This window comes from Achromobacter sp. DMS1, assembly GCF_001270295.1.
Map to the genome: position 1 here is coordinate 1 of NZ_LHSJ01000291.1, position 5,008 is coordinate 5,008.

Below are 5,008 nucleotides of genomic sequence, written 5' to 3' on the forward strand. Positions count from 1 at the left end.
CGCCCGCCACCAGCTTGTAGTCGAACACCGGCCCCAGCCCGGCCTTCCAGGGCAGCAGGTCGGGCACCACGATGGCGGTGAGCGGCCGCCGCCGGGGCATAGCGCAGCGCGCGGCGCACGTGGTCGGGCAGCGGGATGTAATCGCCGAACAGCATGAAGCCGGCGCGGGTCAGCACGCTGCAGAGAGTCAGCAGCAGGATGGCCGAATAGACGTAGATCTCGGAAGGCCAGAGTGTCATGCGCGCGCCTTGAAATAGCGTTCCGCCCAGATGCCGGCCCCCACGCCCGCGATGTCGGCGGCCCGCCAGGCCCAGCCGCAGCGGCAGCGCCTGCCCCACCCAGGCGACCACGCCCGCCGCCAGCATGGAGATCAGCATGGGCCTGGAGTTGGCCAGCGGCACCGTGATGGCCAGCAGCGCCAGCACCGCGGCGAAATCGAGCGACCAGGCCGCCGGCACCAGCGTGCCCATGTAGATACCCGCGATGGACGAGGTCTGCCAGACCAGCCATCCGGGCGCGATCGTGCCGAGGAAGTACCAGAGCTGCTCGCGCGTGCCGCGCTCGGCCGCGTCGCCGTAGCGGGGCATGAAGAGCACGAAGCCCATGTCCGTGGTGAAGTACCCCAGGCCCAGCCGCTTGGGCCAGGACAGGTGGCGGAAATAAGGCTGCAGCGCCGCGCCGAAGATGATGAAGCGCAGGTTCACCACGAAGCCGGCGGCGAAGACCAGCCAGAGCGGGGCGCCGGTGGCGATGAGCGGCAGGGAGGTGAGCTGGGCCGAGCCCGCGTAGAGCAGCAGGGTCATGGCCAGCGCCATGGACTCCGTGAGGCCGGATTTCACCATGGCGACGCCGGTGACCAGCCCCCAGGTGGCGGTGGCGACGAGGGCGGGAACGATGGCATGCACGCCGGCGCGGAAAGCCTCGGCACGCTCGCGGCGGGCGAGCTTCGCGTCTTCGGCGCCGGGCAACGCGGACTCAGATGACAAGGGCGGCCCCCCGGCGATTCGGACAGAACGTCATGGCACTTTGAAAAGGAAAGAAAACGCACGGCATTCCGCCAGGTCCGCCCGGCAGGCGGACGCGCGGCGCCCTGAAGCGCCCCGCCGGAGCTGAATGGCGATTATTGTAACCTCGCCGCTTGATACAATAAGCGGCCCGCGTTTTCCGAGTCTCCCGGCGGTGTGGCCCGGGACGGCAGGCCGGCGCTCATTGGGGAGACGACCATGTCTATGGCGGACCGAGACGGTTTGATCTGGTATGACGGCAAGCTGGTGCCGTGGCGCGACGCCACGACACACGTCCTGACCCATTCCCTGCATTACGGCCTGGCGGTCTTCGAAGGCCTGCGCGCCTACCAGTCCGAGATCGGCACCGCCATCTTCCGCCTCGAAGACCACACCCGGCGCCTGTTCAATTCCGCGCACATCTACCAGATGGCCATTCCCTGGGACCGCGACACGATCAACGAGGCGCAGCGGACGGTGGTGCGCGAGAACAAGCTCGAATCCTGCTATATCCGCCCGCTGGTGTTCTACGGCTCCGAAAAGATGGGCGTCTCGCCGCGAGGCGCCCGGGTCCACGTCGCCATCGCCGCCTGGCCCTGGGGCGCCTACCTGGGCGAAGAGGCCCTGTCCAAGGGCATCCGGGTAAAAGTGTCTTCCTATTCGCGCCAGCACGTGAACGTCACCATGCCGCGCGCCAAGGTCGCCACCACCTACGCCAATTCCATCCTGGCCAACAACGAAGCCCTGCAGGACGGCTACGACGAGGCCCTGCTGCTGGACACCGAAGGCTTCGTGGCCGAAGGCTCGGGCGAGAACCTCTTCATCGTCAAGGACGGCGCGCTCTGCGAACCCGAGATCGCCTCGGCCCTCACCGGCATCACGCGCTCCACCATCCACGCGCTGGCCGCCGACCTCGGCATCCCCGTGCACACCCGCCGCCTCACGCGCGACGACGTCTACATCGCCGACGAGGCCTTCTTCACCGGCACCGCCGCCGAGGTCACGCCGATCCGCGAGGTGGACAACCGCCGGATCGGCGCCGGACGGCGCGGTCCGGTCACGGAGAAGCTCCAGCAGGCGTTCTTCGACGTGGTGCATGGCCGCAACCCGAAGTACCATCACTGGTTGAGCAAAGTTTGATCCCGCGGCGCTGCCGCAGCGCCCGCCTCCCCTTCAACCCTGCCGTTCCACGGTTTTTTTCATGTCAGGAAAGTCCATGTCCGCCGCAGCCCCGGCCGCCGCCCCCCAATCCCACGAAGTCATCGAAGTCGGCGCGGAAGACCTGCCCGTCTTCTGCCCCGGCCCCAAGGCTCCGCTCTGGAGCATGCATCCCCGCGTCTTCCTCGACGTGACGCACACCGGCTCGGCCAACTGTCCATACTGCGGCGCCAGCTATCGCCTGAAGCCCGGCGCCGTCCTGCACGGCCACCACTGAGCCGGCCCCGTCCACGTTTCCGCCCCCAGCCATGTTCGCCACGCCCGACGAAGCCGAGCACGCCTTCTACGAAGCCCTGGAACAGGGAGACGCCGTCCGCCTGATGCAAGTCTGGGCCGACGACGAGGAAGTCGTGTGCATCCATCCGGGAGGCCTGCGCATCGTCGGCCATTCCGCGGTCCAGGAGTCCTGGCAGCAGGTGCTGGCCAACGGCCCCCTGCACATCCGCGCCCTGCGTCCGCTGGTGATGCAGAGCATGATGTGCGCCGTGCACGTCCTGGTGGAGCAGGTGGCGGTGCGCACCCGCGAGGGCACGCAGTTCGCCAATTGCTACGCGACGAACATCTATCACAAGGGGCCGGCGGGCTGGCGCATGGTGATGCACCACGCTTCGCCGGCGCCGGCGGAGGCCGGCGTGCTGGACCTGCACGACGTGCCCGACATGCTGCACTGAATCGGGTGGATCGTTGGCCGCTGCACGCTTAGACACGTCTCCCTGTCCCGTTCCCGCCTGGCTGCCCGGCGGCGATGCCCAGACGGTGTACGCCGCGCTTTTCGCGCAGTACCACCGCATCGCCTTCGTGCGCGACCGCGTGGACACGCCCGACACGGATTTCGTCGACTTCGACTGGACCGGCCCCGGACTCTTCCCGCACAAGGCCGCCGACGGCACGCCGGTCAGCGGCCAGCAGCCGGTCGTGAACGGCAGGACGGCGGCGGCGCGGTGGATGACCGAAGCCGACTGGAAGTCCCTGCCCCACACGCCCGATACGCCCGCGCTGATCCTCTTCCACGGGCTGGAGGGCGGCAGCACGAGCCGCTACGCGCAGTCCATCGCGCATCATTTCCGCGCGCGCGGCTGGATCGTCGTCATCGCGCACTTCCGCGGCTGCTCGGGCGTGCCCAACCGCCTGGCGCGCGCCTACTACTCCGGCGACTCGGCCGAAGTGGGGTTCCTGCTCCAGACGGTGCGCAACCGCATCCCGCACGCCAGGTGGCACGCGGTGGGGGTGTCGCTGGGCGGCAACGCGCTGCTCAAGTACCTGGGCGAGCACCAGGAAGAAACCGCCTGGCTCACGGCCTGCGCCGGCGTGTCGGTGCCGATGGACCTGGTCGCCTGCGGCAAGACGCTGTCCACCGGCGTCTTCAACCGCCGCGTTTATACGGCGCACTTTCTCAAGACGCTCAAGCACAAGGTGCTGGAAAAGGCGCACCGCTTTCCAGGCGCCATCGACGTGATGCGCATCGCCCACGCCCGCGACCTGCGCGACTTCGACGATGCCTACACGGCGCCCATGCATGGGTTCCGCAATGCGCTCGATTACTGGACGCGCGCCTCCAGCAAGCCCCTGCTGCCCGGCATCCGCGTGCCGACGCTGGTGCTCAATGCGCGCAACGACCCGTTCATTCCGCCGAGCGCCCTGCCCCGGCCCGAAGAGTGCTCGCCGTCGGTGCTGCTGCACCAGCCCAGCGACGGCGGCCACGCCGGCTTTCCGACCGGCGCCTTCCCGGCGCACCTGAACTGGCTGCCCCAGCGCCTGGGCCGCTTCTTCGAAACCGGCCTCTGAGCCCCCCGCGACGGGCGCTTTCCGACAGGGTGGACACGCTTCAGCCCGACTTGAAGCGTTCCAGGAGCTGCCTCTCCTCGGCCAGCTTGTCCTTCACTTCCTTGATTTCCACATCGATCTGCGACTGTTCGTAGAAATCGTTGGACATGCCGCGCGCCTGCTGGAGCTGGGATTCGGCGGCCGCGTAGGCGCCGGTCTGCACATAGAACTGGGCCAGGTCGCGGCGCGCCTGCACGGGCTTGCCCGTGCGCTCCTCGCTCTGGGCCAGCATCTGGTAGAGCGCGGGCTCGTCCGCCCCCCACTGCTTGATCTTCTCGCGCAGGTAGGCTTGCGCGATCTGCGTGCCGGCCCACCGCCTGCAGGGCGGTGGCGTAGGCCATGCCCAGGGCCCTCCGGTCGGGCCAGCGCCGGACAGCCGCCTGCGACAGCTCCAGGGCGCGCGCCGTGTCCTTGCGCGCCAGGGCGATATCCACGCTCAGCTTGGCCAGTTGCGGCGAGTTCTGGCCGTCGGCCGTGGCCTGCTTCCATTCGCGCTCGGCCTCGTCCAGGTTGTTGCGCGTGTAGGCCTGCAGCGCCAGCCCGTAGCAGGCCGCCGAGCGGCGCACGCCGGACAGCGCGCGCGCCTCGTCGCGCAACTGCTGCTCGGCGCTGCGCAGGCTGAGGGCGTCGCGTCCCTGCACCACGCGCATCTTGGCGCGCAGATACCAGAAATCGTCGCTGTCGAGATGCTGCCTGGGCGGCAGCGACCGGATGCGGTTCTGCACGTCGGACATGCGATCGATGGACAAGGGGTGGGTGCTGGCCCAGGAGCCGCCGCCCGCCCCTTCGTTCAGGCGCGATGCATTCATGAGGCGCGCGAACATCTGCGCCATGCCGCCGGGGTCATAGCCCGCCTTGGTGAGCATCTGCAGGCCGGCCCGGTCGGCTTCGCGTTCGGCGTCGCGCGAGAAGCCGAGCTGGCGGCCGTGGCCGCCGCCTGCCCGAACGCGGCCACCCCCATG

The 5,008-nt window shown here is 69.0% G+C and carries 4 protein-coding genes and 3 pseudogenes; 4 read left to right on the forward strand and 3 right to left on the reverse strand.

Annotated elements, in window-relative coordinates; genetic code table 11:
* A pseudogene (locus tag AD428_RS25745) lies at positions 1–239 on the reverse strand (AzlD domain-containing protein); the annotation flags it as partial.
* Positions 236–986 (reverse strand): annotated as a pseudogene (locus tag AD428_RS22710) (AzlC family ABC transporter permease). The pseudogenes AD428_RS22710 and AD428_RS25745, both read right to left, overlap by 4 nt.
* A 237-nt stretch (positions 987–1,223) precedes the next feature.
* Here AD428_RS22710 and AD428_RS22715 point away from each other — a divergent pair.
* The 4 genes from AD428_RS22715 to AD428_RS22730 all read left to right on the forward strand — a co-directional run bounded on the left by AD428_RS22715 (position 1,224) and on the right by AD428_RS22730 (position 4,007).
* Entirely contained in the window at positions 1,224–2,144 is a 921-nt protein-coding gene (locus AD428_RS22715) for a branched-chain amino acid transaminase (protein WP_053246670.1), read from the forward strand.
* 76 nt (positions 2,145–2,220) lie between these two features.
* On the forward strand, positions 2,221–2,439 hold the full coding sequence (locus AD428_RS22720; RefSeq protein WP_053246671.1) for a zinc-finger domain-containing protein: 219 nt from the start codon (positions 2,221–2,223) through the stop codon (positions 2,437–2,439).
* Between the two features lie 31 nt (positions 2,440–2,470).
* Entirely contained in the window at positions 2,471–2,893 is a 423-nt protein-coding gene (locus AD428_RS22725) for a YybH family protein (RefSeq protein ID WP_053246672.1), read from the forward strand.
* A gap of 13 nt (positions 2,894–2,906) precedes the next feature.
* The gene (locus AD428_RS22730; protein ID WP_053246673.1) at positions 2,907–4,007 is read left to right on the forward strand and encodes a YheT family hydrolase; all 1,101 of its coding nucleotides are present in this window, start codon (positions 2,907–2,909) and stop codon (positions 4,005–4,007) included.
* A 40-nt stretch (positions 4,008–4,047) separates the two neighbouring features.
* Here AD428_RS22730 and AD428_RS22735 read toward each other — a convergent pair.
* A pseudogene (locus AD428_RS22735) lies at positions 4,048–5,008 on the reverse strand (M48 family metalloprotease); the annotation flags it as partial.

Coding starts and splice junctions, on each gene's coding strand:
- AD428_RS22725 (WP_053246672.1), top strand. CDS start 2,471: ATGTTCGCCACGCCCGACGAAGCCGAGCACGCCTTCTACGAAGCCCTG.
- AD428_RS22720 (WP_053246671.1), top strand. CDS start 2,221: ATGTCCGCCGCAGCCCCGGCCGCCGCCCCCCAATCCCACGAAGTCATC.
- AD428_RS22715 (WP_053246670.1), top strand. CDS start 1,224: ATGTCTATGGCGGACCGAGACGGTTTGATCTGGTATGACGGCAAGCTG.